The 20,428-nt window shown below is 44.0% G+C and carries 21 protein-coding genes; 6 read left to right on the top strand and 15 right to left on the bottom strand.

Annotation, left to right across the window (positions count from 1 at the left end):
• Nucleotides 1-171: 171 nt before the first annotated feature.
• The 3 genes from ERJ70_RS06960 to ERJ70_RS06950 all read right to left on the bottom strand — a co-directional run bounded on the left by ERJ70_RS06960 (nt 172) and on the right by ERJ70_RS06950 (nt 1,384).
• Complete coding sequence (locus ERJ70_RS06960; RefSeq protein WP_209368165.1) at nt 172-336, bottom strand: hypothetical protein; 165 nt, start codon at nt 334-336, stop codon at nt 172-174.
• A 63-nt stretch (nt 337-399) separates the two neighbouring features.
• Nucleotides 400-723, bottom strand: coding sequence for a nucleoside triphosphate pyrophosphohydrolase (locus tag ERJ70_RS06955; RefSeq protein ID WP_209368164.1), 324 nt, complete (start codon nt 721-723; stop codon nt 400-402).
• Between the two features lie 124 nt (nt 724-847).
• Complete coding sequence (locus tag ERJ70_RS06950; protein ID WP_245208143.1) at nt 848-1,384, bottom strand: nucleoside/nucleotide kinase family protein; 537 nt, start codon at nt 1,382-1,384, stop codon at nt 848-850.
• A 96-nt stretch (nt 1,385-1,480) separates the two neighbouring features.
• On the opposite strand from ERJ70_RS06950, the gene ERJ70_RS06945 reads away from it, so the two are divergent.
• On the top strand, nt 1,481-2,086 hold the full coding sequence (locus ERJ70_RS06945) for a cupin domain-containing protein (RefSeq protein ID WP_209368163.1): 606 nt from the start codon (nt 1,481-1,483) through the stop codon (nt 2,084-2,086).
• Nucleotides 2,087-2,149: 63 nt separating this feature from the next.
• On the opposite strand, the gene ERJ70_RS06940 is transcribed toward ERJ70_RS06945, so the two are convergent.
• The 4 genes from ERJ70_RS06940 to ERJ70_RS06925 all read right to left on the bottom strand — a co-directional run bounded on the left by ERJ70_RS06940 (nt 2,150) and on the right by ERJ70_RS06925 (nt 5,096).
• The gene (locus tag ERJ70_RS06940; protein WP_209368162.1) at nt 2,150-2,602 is read right to left on the bottom strand and encodes a GNAT family N-acetyltransferase; all 453 of its coding nucleotides are present in this window, start codon (nt 2,600-2,602) and stop codon (nt 2,150-2,152) included.
• A gap of 27 nt (nt 2,603-2,629) precedes the next feature.
• Entirely contained in the window at nt 2,630-3,142 is a 513-nt protein-coding gene (locus ERJ70_RS06935) for a nucleoside deaminase (protein ID WP_209368160.1), read from the bottom strand.
• A gap of 66 nt (nt 3,143-3,208) precedes the next feature.
• A complete protein-coding gene (locus ERJ70_RS06930) occupies nt 3,209-3,715 on the bottom strand; it encodes a GrpB family protein (RefSeq protein WP_209368158.1) in 507 nt (168 codons plus the stop codon).
• Between the two features lie 193 nt (nt 3,716-3,908).
• On the bottom strand, nt 3,909-5,096 hold the full coding sequence (locus ERJ70_RS06925; RefSeq protein WP_245208142.1) for an SAM-dependent methyltransferase: 1,188 nt from the start codon (nt 5,094-5,096) through the stop codon (nt 3,909-3,911).
• A gap of 157 nt (nt 5,097-5,253) precedes the next feature.
• On the opposite strand from ERJ70_RS06925, the gene ERJ70_RS06920 reads away from it, so the two are divergent.
• The gene (locus ERJ70_RS06920; RefSeq protein WP_209368156.1) at nt 5,254-6,336 is read left to right on the top strand and encodes a nitric oxide synthase oxygenase; all 1,083 of its coding nucleotides are present in this window, start codon (nt 5,254-5,256) and stop codon (nt 6,334-6,336) included.
• Nucleotides 6,337-6,502: 166 nt separating this feature from the next.
• Complete coding sequence (locus ERJ70_RS06915) at nt 6,503-7,069, top strand: DUF4256 domain-containing protein (RefSeq protein ID WP_209368154.1); 567 nt, start codon at nt 6,503-6,505, stop codon at nt 7,067-7,069.
• 112 nt (nt 7,070-7,181) lie between these two features.
• Here ERJ70_RS06915 and ERJ70_RS06910 read toward each other — a convergent pair whose 3' ends face one another.
• From ERJ70_RS06910 to ERJ70_RS06885, 6 genes are all read right to left on the bottom strand, one after another.
• On the bottom strand, nt 7,182-7,718 hold the full coding sequence (locus ERJ70_RS06910) for a methylated-DNA--[protein]-cysteine S-methyltransferase (protein WP_209368152.1): 537 nt from the start codon (nt 7,716-7,718) through the stop codon (nt 7,182-7,184).
• 315 nt (nt 7,719-8,033) lie between these two features.
• Entirely contained in the window at nt 8,034-8,873 is an 840-nt protein-coding gene (locus tag ERJ70_RS06905; RefSeq protein ID WP_209368150.1) for a phosphotransferase family protein, read from the bottom strand.
• Nucleotides 8,833-9,042 (bottom strand): hypothetical protein, encoded by a 210-nt coding sequence (locus ERJ70_RS06900; RefSeq protein WP_209368148.1) that lies wholly within the window; start codon nt 9,040-9,042, stop codon nt 8,833-8,835. The genes ERJ70_RS06905 and ERJ70_RS06900 overlap by 41 nt, the downstream gene beginning before the upstream one ends.
• Before the next feature lie 88 nt (nt 9,043-9,130).
• Nucleotides 9,131-10,006: an AraC family transcriptional regulator gene (locus ERJ70_RS06895; RefSeq protein ID WP_209368146.1), complete on the bottom strand. Its 876-nt coding sequence runs from the start codon at nt 10,004-10,006 to the stop codon at nt 9,131-9,133.
• Between the two features lie 130 nt (nt 10,007-10,136).
• On the bottom strand, nt 10,137-12,944 hold the full coding sequence (locus tag ERJ70_RS06890; RefSeq protein ID WP_309507373.1) for a UPF0182 family membrane protein: 2,808 nt from the start codon (nt 12,942-12,944) through the stop codon (nt 10,137-10,139).
• A gap of 370 nt (nt 12,945-13,314) precedes the next feature.
• A complete protein-coding gene (locus tag ERJ70_RS06885) occupies nt 13,315-14,286 on the bottom strand; it encodes a Gfo/Idh/MocA family protein (protein ID WP_209368145.1) in 972 nt (323 codons plus the stop codon).
• A 1,161-nt stretch (nt 14,287-15,447) separates the two neighbouring features.
• Between ERJ70_RS06885 and ERJ70_RS06880 the strand changes: the two genes are divergently transcribed.
• Both ERJ70_RS06880 and ERJ70_RS06875 read left to right on the top strand, forming a co-directional pair.
• On the top strand, nt 15,448-15,594 hold the full coding sequence (locus tag ERJ70_RS06880; protein WP_209368143.1) for a hypothetical protein: 147 nt from the start codon (nt 15,448-15,450) through the stop codon (nt 15,592-15,594).
• A 170-nt stretch (nt 15,595-15,764) separates the two neighbouring features.
• Complete coding sequence (locus tag ERJ70_RS06875) at nt 15,765-16,973, top strand: Bcr/CflA family efflux MFS transporter (protein WP_209368141.1); 1,209 nt, start codon at nt 15,765-15,767, stop codon at nt 16,971-16,973.
• 185 nt (nt 16,974-17,158) lie between these two features.
• On the opposite strand, the gene ERJ70_RS06870 is transcribed toward ERJ70_RS06875, so the two are convergent.
• Together ERJ70_RS06870 and ERJ70_RS06865 are read right to left on the bottom strand one after the other, a co-directional pair.
• Complete coding sequence (locus ERJ70_RS06870) at nt 17,159-17,827, bottom strand: potassium channel family protein (RefSeq protein ID WP_209368139.1); 669 nt, start codon at nt 17,825-17,827, stop codon at nt 17,159-17,161.
• A 177-nt stretch (nt 17,828-18,004) separates the two neighbouring features.
• A complete protein-coding gene (locus tag ERJ70_RS06865) occupies nt 18,005-18,622 on the bottom strand; it encodes an NUDIX hydrolase (RefSeq protein ID WP_209369186.1) in 618 nt (205 codons plus the stop codon).
• Nucleotides 18,623-18,804: 182 nt separating this feature from the next.
• Between ERJ70_RS06865 and ERJ70_RS06860 the strand changes: the two genes are divergently transcribed.
• Nucleotides 18,805-20,340, top strand: a complete 1,536-nt coding sequence (locus ERJ70_RS06860) for a multicopper oxidase family protein (RefSeq protein WP_209368137.1) — start codon at nt 18,805-18,807, stop codon at nt 20,338-20,340.
• Nucleotides 20,341-20,428 lie beyond the last annotated feature (88 nt).

Raw genomic sequence — 20,428 nt, 5'->3', positions numbered from 1 at the left:
AAGGGTAAAACTGAATAATTCGCCTACTCCCAGACCATGATTGTCATTTGTTTATTTTTTACAGTGATATCATTTGTCTGCTTATTGAAGTCCACCAAAGTGGAAACTTACACAGTAGAGGGATGCAGATGAGGGATTGGGGATATTTGTGCTTTGAGGGTTAAGTATTTATCAAAATCCATATTTGAAAATCATGTCCGAGTTAATGATTACCGCATAAATGGAAGGAACGATAATCATTAATAATAAAAGCATTGTCAGCTTAGGCTCCGCAGTAACCATCGTCCAGAATAAATCAAACCCCATTTTTAAACTTTCTCCAAAACTCATTCCCATTTTCTTTTCTCCTCGCTGTTTTTCTTCTTTGCTGTTTTAAGGTTCAGCTATCCTATTTTCTATTCAATCATCCACCCCTAAAAGAAACACCCGCTCCCTAAACCCGCCACGCTCCGCCTTTTTCTTCTTCCTCTCTTTTTCTATTTCTTCTATGGAAGTCCCGTTCACTTCTGCTATCGCATGCAACAGTTCCAGCATATCAGCGGCTTCCTCGATGATGTCCTGCTTCGTTTCAGCAGTGACCAATTCTTCCGCTTCTTCGTTCACTTTCTGTTTCAAGGCCGCTATGTATTCCTGATCAGACAGTATACTTGTTAAACTGTTTTTTCCGTTTTGTTCGATGATTTGTGGTATGTAATCCCGAACTAGTTTATGGTAAGTAGGCAACTGTATTTCCCTCCCTTTCGCTAATCGCTGCTAAATGATGACAACTATAATGCTATATTACTAGAAAAAACTGGTGATAGCATGAAGTTTTATGGAAAACTTGCAACAGCAACATTCATATCATTTACCATTTGAACTTGTCTATTTCCTCTATGATGCGTTGCGTGATTCGTTCTTTCGAAAGTGTTCCTTCGATCACGATGTCTGAATTTGGCATGATTTTATGTTCCATTGCCAAATATGCCTCTCTCCCGTATGTGACATAATGCGATAAGTCCTTTTTCATCACCGTGGCCGATCCTTCTGGATAATCTCTTAACATTCGGCGCACTAAAGCGATATCCAAGGGGGTATCGATATACACGGCGAGATCAATAACATCCTTCATCCGGCTATTCTGATAGGCAAAAGGATAATCCAAAAGGATGAGATCATATCTTTCTTTCAAAAGCAGGACATCTTCAAGCAACGGCGCAAGATTCCAAGCATTGTAATCTGCTCCTTCCTTTGCCCACTTTGCAAGGTTTTCAGGTCCCTCGAAGGCATATTCATCGAAACGCAAAATGCTTGCTGCTGGCAATTGACACGCCAGCTCATTAGTAATCGTTGTTTTGCCACCTCCTGATACCGACGATATGGCAATGACCAAGGATTTTTTCATGGTAATCCCCCCTTACGCAATCATGACATTCACCCATTTTTCCCTACGGCATAACATACGGAGGAAGGCTGTATAAATTTTAAAGAGGTGAACTGGATGAACCCGAATGCCGATTACACATCCCCTTCTGCTCAGTTTACGTTCGACGTTAATAAAAGCAATTTGTTCAAAAAAGACAATCAAAATTTAATAAATATTTTGGGCATTGAACAACTCAATACATTGGAAAACGTTTCGTTGCTCGACATTTTCCTAAGCAGTACGAATGTCGTCGAACCGCATTATCATCAAAATGCTGCAGAGCTCGTGTATTGTATTTCAGGCGCAGCGACTGTTTCGATTATGAATCCCTATACAAAGGAAATACTTAATTATCCAATCACACCTGGCCAGGTGGCCAACGTGCCGCAGGGCTGGTGGCATTATGAAATGGCGACGGTCGACAATACCCATCTGCTGGCCATTTTTGACGCTCCGACACCTGAAGTGATTCTTGGTTCTGACTTACTGAAGTTCACCCCAGCCAATGTCATGGCCCACACGTATTGCCTGGACCAGCGCCAATGGGAGAAAACGATCGCCCCTATCCATCCGTCCACTTACATCGGACCATACAAAGATTGCCAGCAAAGTACCCAGCCGAATATCGCATATGGCCAACAAGGATACTATCCGTCTTTTCCTTACTATCCCTATTATTAAAAAAGAGAAAAGATATAGACGTGTGTCGGTGCCTATATCTTTTTCCGTTTTCTTCTTCCTTGTTTAATCCGTTAAACGCTTGGCCATCATCACCATACCCGCTTTATTCTCAAAGCCATTTTTCTTATAGAAAGTTTCTGCAAGTCCTTCCCTGGCAGTAAGCAGATAAATGCTATCGACGTCGTTATCGGCACAATGGCTCTCAAGTGCTTCTATTAAGCTGGAGCCGATCCCCCGTCCTTGATAAGCTGATTTGATGCACATCTCATTCAAATAAAAATGGTTTGCTTTCACCCATGTTTCCGAATAGCCCAGCAAAAAACCGACCAACAAGCCATCTTCTGTAAAAGCACCTAACCCGATAAACTTCGGCTGATAAAAAATATCGGTCAGCCGTTCCTGCGCCTTTTCCTGTTCCCAACCGTCGTTCCATGGGGGACGGTTGAAGACATCTGTGTACGTTTCAGAGCAATTCAGTAAATCGGACTTCAAAAGAAACCGCACCTGGTAATCCATCCAGCTTTCCCCTTTCTCGCAATAGCTCTATTTCCCTGAAGCTTTTCGCAGATTGATAACATTATGCGGATTGTCCGCCCATTTGTCCATTAGCGTTTCCTGCTGATGCTTTAAATCGTCGAGGGGCTCCGCCACCATTTTCACGCTGGAAAAACGTCGATCGAAAACCATTGTCTCCTTTATTTTCCGGTAACCGCCAAACCCTTCCTCATCATTTTTCAGCCAGACCGCCCTCCTGATATGGGAGAACAAAATCGCCCCGGTACACATCGGGCAAGGCTCAAGCGAACTATAGATGGTCAATACCCTCCCGCTTACTTTAGCATCCAATATTGCCTGCCCGGCATTGCGGATGACATCGATTTCCGCGTGGGCTGTCGCATCTTTATCTGTATGGACACGGTTTCTTCCCTTGGCAATCACCTTGTTCTGTTCGTCGACGATAACGGCCCCCACCGGATATGTATTCTCTTCCAGTGCCAATTTTGCTTCTTCCAATGCCATGGTTAAAAACATTCGGTCATTTGTTGAAGTGGTCATTTTCCGCTCCTCCATCCATAAAATAAGACGGCAATCGTTTGCTGACTGCCGTCCTGGTGTAAGTTGCTACTTCTTTAAATAGTTTTGGTATGCTTCGCTGGCCAAAATATCGGTTAAAAATTCCGCTTTTGCATTGCGATAATGTTCCATCTCTTTACCGTCGAATTGTTTCTTCAATTGATTATATGCTTCGTTATAGGACGGATGAGCTTGAAAGAAGCGCGTCGTTTTCCAAAAGTGGTCAGCTTCCGATCCCATGACCGTCAGCTGCACGCCAACCGGCAACTCATCCTCCCCTTCAAATCCGCAAAAGAAAGAAGTTTGGTAGCTTCCCTCATTAACGTCGTACATACCTTGCAAGCCTTTTTTCGCTTCGGGAAAGTCTTGCTGGTCAACGCGCACCTGCAAATCGACATCCCCTTTGGTAAGAGAACCTCTCACAGCTGTACTCCCGATATAATGAATTTCAGTCTGTGGGAGTTGCTCTAGGATAAGCTTACGGTGCTTCGCATACACCTCTCCGGCTTTTTCCCTGAAAGTAATTTCTGGCGCAAAATAAACATACTCCACCATACCAATGCTTCCTCCCGTCTATTCGATTATGCTTCTTGTTTGTCCACAGGAAATCACACTGGTATCGCTCCGTTTCTCTAGTGATATGTCTTCATTTTACTTCAATTTTCACAGATTCCAAGACTTTCCGGGCATTTTTAGCAGAAAGTGTTTGTCGCCATACAGAAAGCAACGGATATCCGCAGCTTCCAAATTATTCATACAAATAATCCCTTGTCATCGGCAATTCATTATTCGGACCTTTGGTGACCAAGAATTGATGGAGATCTGAGATTCCGCAAGTGAAATTGGCCGCACAAGCATTCAAATAAAGCCGCCACATACGGATAAACCGTTCGTCGAATTGCTGGCTGATCGTATGGAGGTTTTCTTCAAAATTGCGTTTCCAGTGTCTGAGCGTAATCGTGTAATGCAGACGCAGGCTTTCCATGTCGAAGATGCGCAGATCATTCTGGGTCATTCCATCGACCAGTTCACGGACCGAAGGAATTTGGCCGCCCGGAAAGATATATTTGTTCAAGAATGCATTTCCTTCCACTTCGACTAAGCCGGTAATACAATGCAAGAGAGCTACCCCATTGTCTTTCAACAGCCGATTGGTATGTTCCATAAAAGTCGGGATGTTGGCATGGCCGACGTGTTCCAGCATGCCAACACTGACAATCCGGTCGAACGTTGTCCCCTCATGGATCAATTCCCGGTAGTCCATCACTTTGACTTCTACCTGTCCCTGTAAGCCCTCTGTTTCAATGCGGCGCTTCGTTTGTTTGTATTGCTCCTCGCTCAGCGTGACGCCAAGCGCCTCTACACCATATTCTTTGGCCGCTTCTATCAGTAAATAGCCCCAGCCGCTCCCGATATCCAGCAGCTTTTGTCCTGGCTGCAGGTTCAGTTTTTTTAGAATGTGATGTGTTTTATTTTTCTGTGCCTGATACAAACTGTCATCAGGTGATTTAAAATAGGCACAAGAATAATTCATTGTTTCATCGAGCCATAGCTTGTAAAAATCATTACCCAAATCATAATGACGGGCTACATTGTCTTTCGATTGTTTTTTGCCGGTCGATTTAAATTTATTTAACGCACTCAGTGCGAGGGGCTGATCGAGAATACTCCCTTGCTGGTTGAAGATGCTTTCGATGATGTACTCTAAGTCCCCGTCCACCTCGATGCTTTTATCCATATATCCTTCCGCAAACGCCAGCATCGGATCCTCTGTAAGCTGTTTGGTGCTGAGCGGGCGATGAAAGGCAATATGGAACTCGGGAACACCTTGATTGTATTGTTTGACGGTGCCATCCCAAAATGTAACGGTGAATGGATCTGTCGATAAGTTTTCCAATAGCTTTTTATATAATGATTTTTTCATGGATAATACCATGCTCGATAGTCTCCTTCCTATTACATCGTTTTGTTCACATTATCCTCCTAATCCTTTGTCTCCGCAATTATGACGGTTTCGTGAAGTCGTTGCCTTGCAGCAGGCAGTCACTTAAAATAAAGGAAGACTGCTAGTTCATACGTCTGGAGGCGTCAGAGTGAGAGAGAATATATACACAGAAGCCGCACAGTTTATTTCCGAATGTCATCAGGAGTTGGGGAAAACAAAAATAGAAACGGATCGCCGACTTCAATCAGTCGAACAGGAGATTATCCAAACGGGAACTTACCAGCATACGAAAGAAGAATTAGTCCAAGGGGCGAAAATGGCTTGGAGGAACTCCAACCGTTGTATCGGCAGATTGTTCTGGGACAGGCTCCATGTCATCGATGCTCGTGATCTAGAGAAGGAAGAGACGATTATGGAAGCGCTGTTCGAACATGTTCTGTTCGCCACCAATCAGGGAAAGATACGTCCTTCCATTACTATCTTCAAACAAGAAACAAATGACGGAAGAAATGTCCGGATCTGGAATCATCAGCTGATCCGTTATGCTGGTTATCAAACAGAAGAAGGAATCATCGGCGATTCATCTTCGCTGGCTTTCACCAAAGCCTGTCAGGAATTGGGCTGGACAGGAAAAGGGACGGACTTCGATTTGCTGCCATTGGTCGTCCAGGTCGGCAGCCAAAAGCCTTACTGGGCCGACTTACCCACTGATTTGGTAAAAGAAGTGGCAATCGACCATCCGGACTACCCGGAAGTACACGAGCTAGGAATCAAGTGGTATGCTGTCCCCATTATATCGGACATGCGGCTGGAAATAGGCGGCATAAACTATGAAGCCGCTCCGTTCAACGGCTGGTATATGGGAACTGAAATCGGAGCACGCAACTTGGCGGATGTCCATCGTTACAATTGTTTACCCAAAATCGCCAAAGCGATCGGACTGGATACGAGCTCAAACGCTTCCCTCTGGAAGGACAAAGCACTCGTTGAATTGAATGTAGCCGTTCTCGATTCTTTCAAGCGTGCTGGCGTCAACATTGTCGATCACCATACCGCCGCCCAGCAATTCCACGCATTTGAACAAAAAGAAGCGGCAAATGGAAGGGATGTTACCGGGCGTTGGTCATGGCTGATTCCTCCCGTTTCACCTGCATCGACCCATGTCTTTCACAATAAATACAAGGATGAAGTGAAGACTCCTAATTACTTTTATCAACCAGCGCCTTACTGAATGATCAAAATGCATTACCAAACAGCCAAGTAACACAAGAATATCCTTCACCCGGATTATTTGTTTAAACAAAAAAGGATTATATTCATTTTTTATTGAATTACAAATGGAGTCGTATTCAAGGTTGTTTTAGTCTTTACATAAAAGCAATAAGGAGGAAGCGAATTTGCCAGGAAAAAATAAAGCGTTATCCCGCGAACAACAGGAAGAATTGCTCAGCGTGTTGAAAGCACGTTTTGAGAAAAACTTGAACCGGCATGAGGATATGGAATGGTCCACCGTCCAATCAAAGCTCGAAGCCGATACGGAGAAAATATGGTCATTGCATGAAATGGAAAGAACTGGCGGCGAACCGGATGTCGTAGGGTATGATTTGGAGAAGGACGAATACCTTTTTTATGATTGTTCCAAGGAAAGCCCTAAAGGACGCAGGAGTGTCTGTTACGATCGTGAAGCCCTGGAATCTAGGAAAAAACACAAACCTGAAAATACTGCCATCGATATGGCTGCCTCTATGGGTGTAGAATTGTTGACCGAAGAGGAATATCGAGCGTTGCAGAAACTTGGCGAATTCGATTTGAAAACATCTAGCTGGGTCCAAACACCGAAGGATATACGAGAACGAGGCGGTGCCCTTTTTTGCGACCGGCGTTACGGCCATGTCTTCGTGTATCACAATGGAGCAGAATCCTACTATGGTGCGAGAGGATTTCGTGGATCGCTGAGGGTTTGAGTTTCAATCTAACCGTTACGGAATGGAAAATAGCAAGCTGGGATTGGAATATCCAAGCGTGCTATTTTCCATTCGAAACACAATTGGCTAAAGCGATTTATCTTTTTTTGTTCTACCATTCAGCATGAGTTTCACTAGGTTTTTCCAATCGGAGCAGAGCTTGTTTCATATCCAGTCCGCCTCGAAAACCAGTCAGCTTGCCATTTTTTCCAATGACCCGGTGACAAGGAATAGGAATCATAACTGGATTGGCGCCTATGGCTGCAGCGACGGCCCGTACCGCTTTCGGGCGCCTGATCAATTCTGCTACCTGCCCATACGTGTATGTTTCGCCATAAGGGATTCGACCCAACACCTCCCAAACTACCTTTTGAAAAGCGGTGCCGTGCAAATCGACCGGAAATGTGAAATCTTTTCGCCTCCCACGGAAGTAATCGCTTAGTTCCTGCTTGTACGGCTCAAGCAACTGGTTGTTTTCTTCCAGGATCGCTTGAGGTAATCGTTTATCCGTCCATTCTTTCAGCTCGTTTAATGATGTATCGGGCGAACCGACATAGCATAGACCCTTTTCGGTTGCGCAGAGATATAATCTCCACTTACTGTCCTCAAATAACGAATAATAGACTGTCTGTGGCTGCCTGTCTTTCAAGATAGCCCCCCTTTCCCTTGTATTTAACCCGTTAAGCTGCGGGTGTTAAATTCGTGACTTCTTTAACATCTTGATGAGTGAGCAGTGTTTACTCGGGATTTACAGGAAGGGCTCAAAAAATCCCGGTCGTTTGTACACCTTCATAGCTGGAATCATTGGTCAAAACCGCAAGCCAACATGCTTCAGAAATGAAAGTTGATTTACGTCTGTCCAATTCATCACCTCATGATTTATTATAACGGAAATAATCGGGATTGAAACGACATTCGAATGAAAGCGCAAGATAGTGATGTACAGAAAAATGTTGACTTACATTCACACGTAACTTGTTTGTACTGCATCATATTTCTCCCACTCTATCATCATCTTCAGCATGAGCCGTTTGATATCTTTCGGTTTTGCCGTCCCGCATACTTCTTTGTTTACCAATTCGCTTAACGCGATTAAATCTAATAGCTTTGCCTGCTGCAACCATTCTTTTGGCAAGATGCCTCCCTCTTTTTGATAAGCAGAAATAAAAGGTGGAATGAAATCGGAGTCTTCTATCCTTTCATAGCGAAGCATATTTCCGATATCGAATAACGGGGAACCACTAAAAGCATACTCCCAATCAAGAACCGCACTAATCGTACAACCTTTCTTCCGAGTATCTACCAATATATTTAACGGATTGAAGTCACTGTGGACGAGACAGTTCTGTTCTCCAAGACAATCAAGCATGCTGGCATGCTCCCGGGAAAAGGTGAGTATCTCCTCGCAAGTATCTTTGCCAAGATGTTTCCGTCCATATCCCGTTACGAGACTTCCTTCTATAAATTCCATAAAATTGTTCTTGTCCAATTTGACTGTTTCCTCAATGTTTAAGCTGTCATCAAAAAAGCCTCCATCCGGAAAATGGATGTGATGAATTTTTGCCAGTGTTCCTCCAACTTCAGCTGCCAACGAAGCAATATCCTGATGTTGCCCGTTTTGCATATACTCAGAAAGCTGTACACCTTCCATCCAGCTTAAGATTAAAAAGGGATACTGCAGTCCCGCGCATGAGGAATCACTATAGAGGACTTTGGGTACTTGAATCCGTTCCTCCAGCATCTTCAAAATATTTCTTTCCATTTCATATAGAAGTATTTTGCTTACTGTAGATACGAAGTACAAATCTTTCCTCCGTATTGGTGGTGATTTTTAAATTCGTAATGCTCAATCCTCCATTTAAGAGCGTCATGCTGGTCAATTCCCTGTCATTGAAAATGGGAATGGGCAACTTTCGGATGGTTTCAAGACTTGGCACTATTAACGGGGTCGACCGCTCCCAACCAGATTTCATCTTCCACACTCCTTCACCAGCCATATTTTTGTCTAGTTTACCATATAAAAATAAACAGAGAGCTGATAAAACAGCCCTCTTTGATAGGTCACTTTTTTCTTTCCACCGGTATCCATATTTCACTGGTAAATGTCGGTGCATCGGTATCCATATTCTCGTTCCACAAAATTTCCGGCCCTTGTCTTTGCTGGTAACCAGCAGACGGAAACCATTCCGCATAGATACGTCCCCATATGTTCTGCAGTGTTTCCGGGAATGGACCGACCGCTCTGAATACTGCCCACGTGCCCGCAGCCACTTCAAGCTTTGCCAGGTTATCAGGACAGTCCCTCGTGGACGCAGCACCAATATAGTGATCAAGTTCTCCTTTCTCTTCCATGCGCCCTTCCGAAAAATTGGTCGACGCTTGAATGAGTCCGTATGGCTCCACATTGGATAAATCCTTGATTTGATCGATCAGTTCCTGATTCAACGACTTCCACATTGCAGCGATATCCGGATTTACTCCTTGAAAAACAATAGGGACTCTCCTGGTGATCCCGACAACACGAAATGCCGGTTTTTCTTCAATCCTGTAATCCATTTCTCTTCCTCCTTTAATGGTAAGCTGGAAGGACATCGGTGGATAAGCTTTTAAGGAATGGCCAAGTTTTCTGGCAGCTGACGGGGTGATACCATGCAAATGTTGAAAAGCTCTTGTAAATGCATCCGGCGACTGGTATCCATATTTCAAGGCTATATCAATAATTCTTTCCTGACCGTATTGCAGGTCGAACGCAGCAAGAGACAGACGTCTCCGGCGAATATATTCAGAGAGGGAAACTCCCGCCAAAAAAGAAAACATCCGCTTGAAATGATATTCCGAACATAATGCCTGCCTTGCCACTTCCTCCATAACCATTTCCTCTGTCAAGTGATCTTCAATATACCTCATTGCCTCATTCATTAATTTTAATGAATCCAAAGGATGCCCCTCCTTTCTCCTAAAGAATAGCAGGTAAAGAAAACCGATACCCGACTATCCGTGCACCATATTGCAGGACTCCCAACAGCTACAAGAAAGGAGCTCCCCCTGACAAGGAAGCTCCTTTCTATCAATCCTGCTGGTCTTCATCACCAGCTTGTTCTGGTGGATCCTCCGTCTGTTCTGTTCCTTCTGTCTCTGCTTGTTGGTCTTCCCTTTCACTCAACCGTTCTTCGATCTGCGACATGATCGCACCAGCTTTTTCCCAATTACCTTCAGACATTTCCTGCTGGTATTGGTCGAACAAAGAAGAAATTTCTTCCAAAATCTGTTCTGATCCCATGATTTCATCTACTTGATCATTGCCGTCTGTGCCGCCTTCTCCCTCATCAAGTTCGACATTCGGGTCAATCAAGCCGAGCATCCGCTCCATCGCCTGATCAAAAGTCGGTTCCATGACGATTTCATCGCCATAGGCTAGAATGATTTGCTTTACTTCAGGCAATGAGGTTTCGTTGGAAGACTCGATGTATATCGGTTCCACATAGATGACGGTATCCTCAAGCGGAATGGCCAGCAGATTTCCGCGGATGACTTCCGATCCACCCTGAGACCATAAGTTCAACTGTTGGGAAATCGTACTATCCTGATTGATCCGGTTTTCAATTTGTTGCGGACCATATACGTTCCGCTGCTTCGGAAAACGATAGACAAAAGTCTCGCCATAATTCTCCCCATCGTTTCGGACACCCATCCATGCCACCATGTTTTGTCTGTTTCTCGGTGTATAAGGCATCATCAGCACAAACTCTTCCTCTTCCGCTTCCGGAAGCTTCATTGTAATATAATACGGCTCCATTTCTACATCTTCATTGAAATATTTCTCGGTTGGAAATTGCCAGTAATCTTCCCGATTGTAGAATACTTCCAGATTGGACATGTGGTACGTACCATACATTTTCGCCTGGATTTTAAACATATCGATCGGGTACCGGAAATGCGCCGCAACGTCTTCCGGTATTTCTTCGGTAAACAAATCCGGGAACATCTTTTGATAGGTTTGAAGCAGCGGTTCGTCCGGCTCGGCTGCATAAAAATGGACTTCCCCGCTGTAAGCATCCACCGTCACTTTTACCGAGTTGCGGATATAGCTTTCATTACCTTGATGTGCTTCGGAATACGGATAACGATCTGCTGTCAGATAAGCATCGATCATCCATGCCATGCTGCCATCATCGCGGACAAAAATATAAGGGTCTTCATCATATTCCAAGAACGGTGCTATCCGCTCGACTCGGTCCATAATGTTACGCGTTGCCAACAGCTGGCTGTCACTGTTCAACTGATCAGAAACGAACATTCTAAACGAACCAGCGTCCAAGGCGAACAGCAGCCTGTTTAAACCTGATAAAGCTATCCCTTTATCCGCTTCGTACCTGGTCGACATATTTTCATCGCCGGCAGGATAGTCGAATTCATCCACTTCACTATTCACGATGACGTTATCATAGTTTTCTTCCCCAAAATAAATCTGAGGTCTCTCCACGTCCATAGCACCTTCTGAAGGAACATTTTTCAGTAAATATTCCGGCTGTCCCTGCGAGGTAATTTGATTCACGTCACTCATTGCGATGCCGTAACCGTGTGTATAACGCAGGTTTTCGTTCACCCATGTTTTCGCCTGAGAAGGCAGATCGACGGTGTTCAATTCCCTGGCACCAAGAAATACTTGTTGATACTCGCCGTCGATTTGATAACGGTCGATATCTATGTCATTGAATTGATAGTAAGTCCGGAAGGTTTGCAATTGATTGTATATATCGAGAATCGGCCTTGCATCATTGATCCGCACATTATTGATCGTCAGTTCATTGCGTTCGACCATTGCTTGATCAAGCGACTCGTTCCCCGGGTGTTCAAATTCTTCAATGTTATCCAGGTCGTAAGCTACCCGGGTAAATTCCAGGTTATGTTCCAAATAAGGACTTTCTTTCGAAAATTCGTTAGGAGACACGACATAATTTTGCACAATGATGGAAGCCCCTTCTGCTACGACACCAATCGCCATATAAGCAATAACCGGTATCAGCATTGCCTTCAATCGTCCGCGCATAAGCGAGACGATCACCCAAACTGTGCCAATCACGGCGACAGCGGCCATGACGTAGGCCGCAGGGATGTTGATAACTTTGTCGGTATAGCTCATACCATGTACGACGCTCTCTTGGAAGAGGTTGACCTTATTGGTCAGCATCGTGCTATATGGTTCAAGCACATGGGATACAGCCATCAATAAACCAATGCTTCCCAAAGTAATTCCAAGTTGCAGTTGCGCGGAACGGCTGATTCGATACATATGGAAAACGGAATAAGCTCCGATTTCGGCAAGCAGCAAAAAGAACGCTAAACCGATCAGTGTATTCACCGCAAATTGAACAAACGGCAAAATAAACATATAAAACGAAATATCCATACCAAAATGCGGATCGGTTATATTAAATGAAGTATGGTTAAGAAACTTCAACCAAAGCTCCCAGCCGAATCCTTGTACGATACTGCTTCCGATGAATCCCACAAACAATGAAATGCATAGAATGGTGAATATACTCAATCGCTTGCTGCGTATCAATGACGGCAACTGTGATGGATTAAATTGTTTCAAGAACGATTTCCGGATCCATGCTGCCGTTATCCAGGTCAACGCCGCAAATACAACAAACCCGATTACGCCAAGTAGTACCTTGCTGCCGAGGATTGTTGTGTACACCTGCTTAAACCCTAGCGAATCCATCCATATATAATCGGTGATCCAGTGCAATGACAAAACGCCCAGAATCAATAATATGACAAGGAAACCAATCAATTTCCCGAAGAATCCGCCGAATTTCTTCAGCTTTGCCTTCTGTTGGGTATTCATGTTAAACGTTTGATTTTCCACTCTTCTCCCCCTCTAAACCTTTCATTTACACACTGCTTTCATTCTACCATAGTCTCTTTTCTCGACGAAGAATGAAAGGCAGCCTATTCATTTTTTGCTCCTCCCTCTTTCTTACGGAATGAAAACCGTTTTGGTTTCAGCGACTGCCGATCTTCTTGAGTCACATGTAAACAAGTTACAAGATTACCCAATACAATCCTATCCTTATTCCCACTGCATCTTTTGTCACCAAAAATGCTTCCTACAGAACGGAGGTCTTATTAATCGTTCCATTCCAACCTGTCGTCCAATATAGTTGGTAGATCTTATATAACGCAAAAAAGCGCCACACAGAATATCCTTCCATGCGACGCCCTTATAAACATCCTATTCATTCAAAAGAATAACGCACATTGCCTTGCTTACGAACTTCGTCCATCAATTTCATGACATCAACAGATAGTCGCAGCGTATCATTTCTACGGTTATTCGCAACGTAATCATTCATAGCTTCTACTTCGTAATGGAATGCTTTTTCCGATTCGCCTGCTTCGATTACCTCTGTCCGGTCCTCTGGGGTATAATAAATCGTCGCCTTGGTCGGGCGTTGATAGTCATCGACTTTAATGTATCCCTCTTCCCCTGCCACCAATATGGTTTTCGGCATGATCGCCCGCAGTGTCATCGAAATGGTCGCCATTTCATCTGCTTTATTTTTCAACAGAATACCTACTTGTTCGTCCACTCCGGTTTGAAATTTTTTCACTGTACTCTCTACGTAGTCAGGCTGCTCGGATAAGAAAAAACGGGACAAGGATAAAGCATACGTTCCTATATCCAGCATAGCCCCGCCAGCCAGGTCCGGGTTGAAGAACCGGTTGGCAGGATCGGGGTCTTTGTAACTCCCATGTGACACTTGAATCATTCGCAGTTTTCCCAGTTTACCAGACTGCAAGATTTCCCTTGCTTTCCGGTACACCGGCATATGGAATATCGTCATGGCCTCAGCAACTACCAGATTCTTTTCTTCTGCCAACTCGACAATTTCCTGGAGCTGCTTCGAATTGACGGTAATTGATTTTTCACAAAGAACATGCTTATTTTGTCTTAGACTCTCCATGATATATTGATAATGAAACGTGTGAGGTGTTGCAATATAAATTATGTCCAAATTCTCATCTTGCAATAGTTCATCATAACTGCCGTAAACTTTGTCGATGTTAAATTCCTCGGCAAATTGTTGGGCTTTTTCCAGCTTTCTACCTCCAACTGCGGCGATTTTTCCATTTACTTCGTTTATTGCAACCGCAAATTCCCTGGCAATTGTCCCAGGACCTAGAATTCCCCAGTTTTGTTGTGGCATTGTACATCATCCCCCTTAAAGATTTCTCTCCACGTCAGTGAAGCGTTTTCAATTAAAATGTGCATATTATCGCAATTTCCTTAGGTCAAAGAAAGCTCTTTCTTATTAACACTTTTCACTAAATCGATTTAGTAAAGCCCCAAAATGTCCCTTGCTTATCATGCAAGGATGGATACCTTTGATGAAAAGTATAACTCCCCTATATAGAAGAAGTCAATGAAGGCGCTTCCTTTCCCTTTTGTTTTTGCCTTACATTTTAATTCTTCTCGCCGACTTTATGCGTCTTAGTCTTTTTACAGTTGATAGAAACTTCGCAGTAACTGTAATGGGAAGTTCCATTGCCTATTCAAAAAGCGTGCTAACCACCGCTTCGGTAGCATACTTCGCTTTCCGCGGGCACGGCTTCAGCTAACTTGGTAAAGAAAGCCGCTTTACCAAGTGGATCTTCAGCTCGTGCTGTTCCCGCAGGAGTCTGTGCATGCTACCTGCGCTAAGTGGCATGCAGATTAAAGGAAGCGTAGGCTTAACCAACAAGCCATCTTAAAAACGTTTGTCAGGAAATAGGTACTTCTTTTCATAAAAAGACAGTTGGAGTTTCCGTCTTTTCTCCTGTTCTTGGACTTTCTGCTTGTTTTCCTAGCAATCTTTTGATGATACGGTGCATGGATGACCATGAATAAAAAAATGTCCAGTACACGCGTTTCTAAACAGAAAGCTGTTCCTAGCGAAGAAAATACCCGAAGACTCCTGCGGGAGGAAAGGCCTCGGTGAGATCCCGCAGAGCGTCAGCTCGAGGAAGTTCACCAGCCGCCCGCGGAAAGCGCAGGGTATTTTCGCAGCATCGAACTCCAACTCAACAAAAGTAAGAAGTAAAGAAGCCGCATTCAAGCTATGTCGTAGTTTATACATTTTGTGCAAAAAGTGAGAATCTTTTAGAATAAATGCTCTAAAATAAGCGGCCGTTCATTCTTTCCCTAATTCTCTTCCTATAAGAAAGGTAAACTGCTTAAAATGTCTCAAATAATCTTTAAATATCACTTTAGCATCATACAACGAAAATCAATCGAAAAATGATATTTTATTTATCTCAGAATGAGATATATAGTAAGTAGAACAAATTATCTAAATACCAAAACCATCTTATACAAAGGAGACTTTATAATGAGCCAAGCCCTTCGGAATAATCTGGAACAAGATTTATGCGAATTGGCATCTCTTAACGAAAACGAAGTGAACAACATGACGGACGCGGAAGTGGAGTACTACCACTGGCTCTATTTAGAAGAATCCGTTTATGATTTAATGTAGAAAAAACACAGGCAGCTGTCGTTTATCCTTCGACAGTTGCCTGTGTTTTTTAGCCTGATTTCAAAAAGACAGAATGATTCAATGGACAGCCACGCCTTTCTGAATTAGACTATAATCTATTGATATTTAAAGAAAAAGATTGATCGATTGATGAAAGGTGTTTGGTATTCATGCTGCAAAATCCAACTGGAAAAGAGCGTCTTTCGCTCGCTTTATTACTTGGAATGCTTGCCATTATGGGACCGCTGAATATTGATATGTATTTACCCAGCTTTCCGGATATCGCTTCCGATTTACATGCAAGTGCTTCGCTTGTCCAGCTTAGCTTGACGACCTGTTTGATTGGGCTGGCTACCGGCCAGGTAATCATTGGACCGATCAGTGATGCAGTCGGGAGACGCAAGCCTCTTTTAATCGGAATCACGTTATTTGCCCTGGCATCGATACTCTGTGCATTTGCACCTAATATTTTCACACTGATTGCTGCCCGTTTTTTACAGGGGATGACTGCCTCTGCAGGTGTTGTCCTATCCCGTGCCGTCGTAAGGGACGTCTTTACCGGAAGAGAACTGACTAAGTTTTATGCCTTGTTAATGGTCATTCTCGCGGCCGCGCCGATGATCGCCCCGATGGCAGGCGGTGCCATTCTGTTGCTCCCTTTTGCCAGCTGGCACACGATTTTTTATTTCCTGAGCCTTCTCGGATTGTTGATCGTGATGACAGTATTCTTCCGGTTGAAGGAGACTTTACCACCAGAAAAGCGGATTCCAAGTTCTATTGGTAATACCATTAAAACGATGGGAAGCTTATTTAAAGATCGCTCGTTTATCGGCTATGCGATTATTGTCGGCTTTGTCCACGGAGGAAGTTTTGCCTATGTATCCGGTACGCCGTTTGTTTACCAGGGAATCTATGGCGTTTCCCCGCAAGTATTTGGTATATTATTCGGGATTAACGGTCTGGCGATAATGTCTGGAAGTTCGATTGTCGGACGTTTTGGCGGCATCATCCACGAACGGAATTTACTTCGAATCGCAGTTTGCACCGCCGCTACTGCGACAGCTATTATTTTGTTCATCAGTATCATCGAAGGTCCGCTTACACTACTGGTCATTGCCATTTTCATTTACATGACCACCATGGGAATGACCTTGACCAGTTCGTTTACGCTGGCAATGGAGCATCAAGGCCATCGCGCCGGCAGCGCTAGTGCAGTGTTGGGATTGCTTCCACTGTTAATCGGATCAGTAGCTTCACCGCTTGTAGGAATGGATGAAACTTCTGCAGTGCCGATGGGATTGATTCTGTTTATTAGTTCCTTTATCGGTTTTACCGCCTTTTTCACGTTGACAAAGAAACCAGCAAAGGTAAATGGATAGAAAAAAGCTGCTTCTTAAGGAAGCAGCTTTTTTTCTATTGTTCTTTTTCAGCTTGCATATATGTTTGCGTTTATATATGGACTCCGTTTTCATAGGAATAATTTTTTTAACTGAACTGCCTATAAAGTAATGCAGAGGAAATGGCATAAAAACAAGGAAATTTGTCATGGGACACTGTCATGGTGCTATACCCCCCCTACTTCCAATCGGTTCAACCGTTCATTTTCTCCCATGATAATGAGTATGTCCCCATGCTCGATTTTCGTATCAAGAGACGGTTCCATCACGAGGGTTTCTTCATCTTTTTTGATTGCAATCGTGCGGCAAAAATACTTCCTCGTAATATCCAGATTTCCGATCGCTTTGCCCACCATGTTCTTTGTCGCAATTACCTCCATCATGCTATGTCGTTTCGATAACTCGATATAGTCGACAATTTGATCGGAGACAATATGATGGGCGATCCGCTTTGCCATATCTTGCTCCGGGTTGATGATCTTATCGACTCCAATTTTCTCTAAAACCTTTTGATGACTTTCATTCCGGGCCTTTACCCATACTTTCTTCATCCCCATTTCTTTTAACAACAGGGAAGCAAGGATACTGGATTGAATGTCCTCTCCAAAACTGATGACAGCACAGTCAAAATTGCTGATGCCCACAGATTGAAGCGACTGTTCATCCACCGCATCCATCACCACAACATGGCTGGCGATAGATGCGTATTCCTGAATTCGTTCCGGACTTTTATCGATTGCCAACACATCGATATCCGACTCGGCCAGTTCCTTGCACAGGGTTCCACCGAACCTGCCCAGCCCGATAATGGCGAATTCTTTTCTTGAAGGTTTCACTTATAAAACTTCCTTTCCATATTGCCATGAAGCTACACTTTTTGCTTCATCATACTCCTATTTTGACGAAGATGGTAGTGTTTTTCCTGCAACTTATATTTCTTTTATTCTTCCCAAAATTGAGCAAAAGCAGAAGAAAAAGACTGCCTATGTGACAGTCTTCCACACCTTTCTTACTCAGCTATTCACCAATGATGCAAAGTGAGCAATTATTCTTGCCGTCAGTCCCCAAATAACTTTGTCCTCATATTGGTAAAAATATTCTTCCATTTTTAACGGCCGCCACTCATAGTCCCTTCCACCGGCTACCAATTCGAATGGAAAGTCTTCCTTTGGTTCGATGTGCATATTGACGTCATGAATGACAGGTTTCGTTTTTAAAAAGAAGGATAGCGGTACAGTGAATATTTCCTCGACCTCCTGCGGATTGAGGCTGATGTTTGCCTTTTCGTCCATAAAACCTGTAAAGGGATATACAATCATGCCAAAAGGCGAAACCATATAATCAATGGGATGAACTTCCGTTATCTCTTCCGATTTGATTCCTAGTTCTTCCACCGTTTCCCGAATGGCAGCCTCTTTTGCTGATCCATCGTCAGGATCAATTTTTCCACCCGGAAAGCAAATGTCGCCGGGCTGCCTTCTCAACGTATGGGAACGGACTTCAAATACCACTTGCAACTCCCCTTCTTTTTCGATAAGCGGAAGCAGCACAGCAAACTTGGCAAATTCTTCACTCCCTAATACAGCCGGCTCATGGTCCTGCAATCTTTTCACTATCTGTGTTGGGTTCATTACGTTCACCTCTGTTTTTCCTTTTCCCATTGTAACATGTTCCAAAATAGTCCTGCATGGACAAGCACTGTCAGATGACTTCACGACTAATACAAAAAACGGCAGCTTGTTATATCAGCCTTTCCAAAACATGTGCGTCTGTCATCTACTATAGTAAATGCACCAAGACTGGAGATGAAACCATGAGTCCGACTCTCGAAAAATTTGTGGATCGGCTGCCGATCATGAAGGTTCTTCAGCCGAACCACAGGACAAAGAACGGTCCTTACTATGAAGTAAGAATGGAAGAGTTCCGGCAAAAACTGCATAAAGATTTACCGCCGACGAGGCTTTGGGGTTATAATCGTCAATTTCCCGGCCCCACCTTCGAGGTAAAGCAAGATGAACCGATTCGCGTTCGCTGGACAAATCACTTACCGAACAGGCACATCCTGCCGATTGATGGTTCTGTTCACAATGTCGCCAATGAACCGCAGGTGAGAACGGTAGTCCACCTGCATGGCAGTGAAACAAAACCGGACAGTGATGGCTATCCAGAAGCATGGTTCACGAACGGTTTTAAGGAAACCGGCCCGTCGTTCAGCCGAGAAGTGTATGAATACCCGAACCACCAGCAGGCCACTACTTTGTGGTACCATGACCATGCTATGGGAATCACGCGATTGAATGTTTATGCCGGGTTGGCTGGAATGTATATCATCCGTAGTGAACAGGAGAAAGCATTGCAATTGCCAGCGGGCAAATTCGAAATACCTTTGTTGATTCAAGACCGCTCTTTTAACAATGATGGCTCCCTGGCTTATCCACGTCAGCCTGATGACGCGGCGGCCAATTTGCCAAATCCATCGATCGTACCAGCATTTCTGGGTGATACAATTTTGGTGAACGGAAAGGTGTGGCCATTTTTAGAAGTAGAACCCCGTAAATACCGTTTCCGTATTCTCAATGGTTCGAATACCAGAAGTTATCAATTGATGTTGGATTCCGGTCAACCATTTTATCAGATCGGATCTGACGGCGGCTTGCTGAAGAATACAGTGAAGATCGAACAAATCGGGGTCGAACCAGCCGAAAGGGTCGATGTAATTGTGGATTTTTCCAAGCTAAAAGGCAAGACAGTGGTGATAAAAAACAACCTTGGAGCCAATGCCGATCCAGATGATCCGACCGGGGATATCATGCAATTCCGGGTGACAAAACCGCTCTCCAGAAAAGATACAAGCAAAATCCCGAGGCATTTGTCCCGTATTCCTTCCCTCAAACAAAACAATATTACTGCTATCCGTCAGTTAAAATTAGTCGGTTCCACGGATGAGTATGACCGGCCGCTGCTACTACTGGACAACAAGAAATGGCACGATCCTGTAACGGAGAAGCCCGAACTCGGGACCACTGAAATATGGTCATTAGTCAACGTCACGAATTTTACGCATCCGATCCACATCCATCTTGTCCAATTTCAAGTACTCGATCGACGACCGTTTGACCTGGAACGTTATAATCTGGACGGTAAGATTGTTTATACGGGAACCGCAACAGCGCCTGCTCTTAACGAGCGCGGCTGGAAGGACACCATCGCCGCCCCGTCTGCCCAAATCACACGCGTCATTGCCAAATTCGCTCCCTATAACGGCGACTACGTCTGGCATTGTCATATCCTGGAGCATGAAGATTACGACATGATGCGGCCGTTCACCGTGATAGACCCTGATGAGTGAAAGAAGGTAGACAAAAGCCAAAGAACGGATACCCTTTGGCTTTTCTGAATAAAAAAGATGGCTAAGAATTTCATATGTAGTGCCATTT

The organism is Sediminibacillus dalangtanensis (genome assembly GCF_017792025.1).
Classification (GTDB): domain Bacteria; phylum Bacillota; class Bacilli; order Bacillales; family Amphibacillaceae; genus Sediminibacillus; species Sediminibacillus dalangtanensis.
Note: the sequence above shows the minus strand (reverse complement) of the source record. Positions and strands in the feature narration are given on the sequence as shown.

Excerpts from the sequence above, each read along its gene's own strand:
- ERJ70_RS06930 (WP_209368158.1), bottom strand. The coding sequence starts at position 3,715 with ATGGTGGAGTATGTTTATTTTGCGCCAGAAATTACTTTCAGGGAAAAA.
- ERJ70_RS06935 (WP_209368160.1), bottom strand. The coding sequence starts at position 3,142 with ATGACCACTTCAACAAATGACCGAATGTTTTTAACCATGGCATTGGAA.
- ERJ70_RS06940 (WP_209368162.1), bottom strand. The coding sequence starts at position 2,602 with ATGGATTACCAGGTGCGGTTTCTTTTGAAGTCCGATTTACTGAATTGC.
- ERJ70_RS06900 (WP_209368148.1), bottom strand. The coding sequence starts at position 9,042 with ATGAAATCTGGTTGGGAGCGGTCGACCCCGTTAATAGTGCCAAGTCTT.
- ERJ70_RS06925 (WP_245208142.1), bottom strand. The coding sequence starts at position 5,096 with ATGGTATTATCCATGAAAAAATCATTATATAAAAAGCTATTGGAAAAC.
- ERJ70_RS06950 (WP_245208143.1), bottom strand. The coding sequence starts at position 1,384 with ATGAAAAAATCCTTGGTCATTGCCATATCGTCGGTATCAGGAGGTGGC.
- ERJ70_RS06875 (WP_209368141.1), top strand. The coding sequence starts at position 15,765 with ATGCTGCAAAATCCAACTGGAAAAGAGCGTCTTTCGCTCGCTTTATTA.
- ERJ70_RS06885 (WP_209368145.1), bottom strand. The coding sequence starts at position 14,286 with ATGCCACAACAAAACTGGGGAATTCTAGGTCCTGGGACAATTGCCAGG.
- ERJ70_RS06945 (WP_209368163.1), top strand. The coding sequence starts at position 1,481 with ATGAACCCGAATGCCGATTACACATCCCCTTCTGCTCAGTTTACGTTC.
- ERJ70_RS06880 (WP_209368143.1), top strand. The coding sequence starts at position 15,448 with ATGAGCCAAGCCCTTCGGAATAATCTGGAACAAGATTTATGCGAATTG.
- ERJ70_RS06960 (WP_209368165.1), bottom strand. The coding sequence starts at position 336 with ATGGGAATGAGTTTTGGAGAAAGTTTAAAAATGGGGTTTGATTTATTC.
- ERJ70_RS06860 (WP_209368137.1), top strand. The coding sequence starts at position 18,805 with ATGAGTCCGACTCTCGAAAAATTTGTGGATCGGCTGCCGATCATGAAG.
- ERJ70_RS06865 (WP_209369186.1), bottom strand. The coding sequence starts at position 18,622 with ATGAACCCAACACAGATAGTGAAAAGATTGCAGGACCATGAGCCGGCT.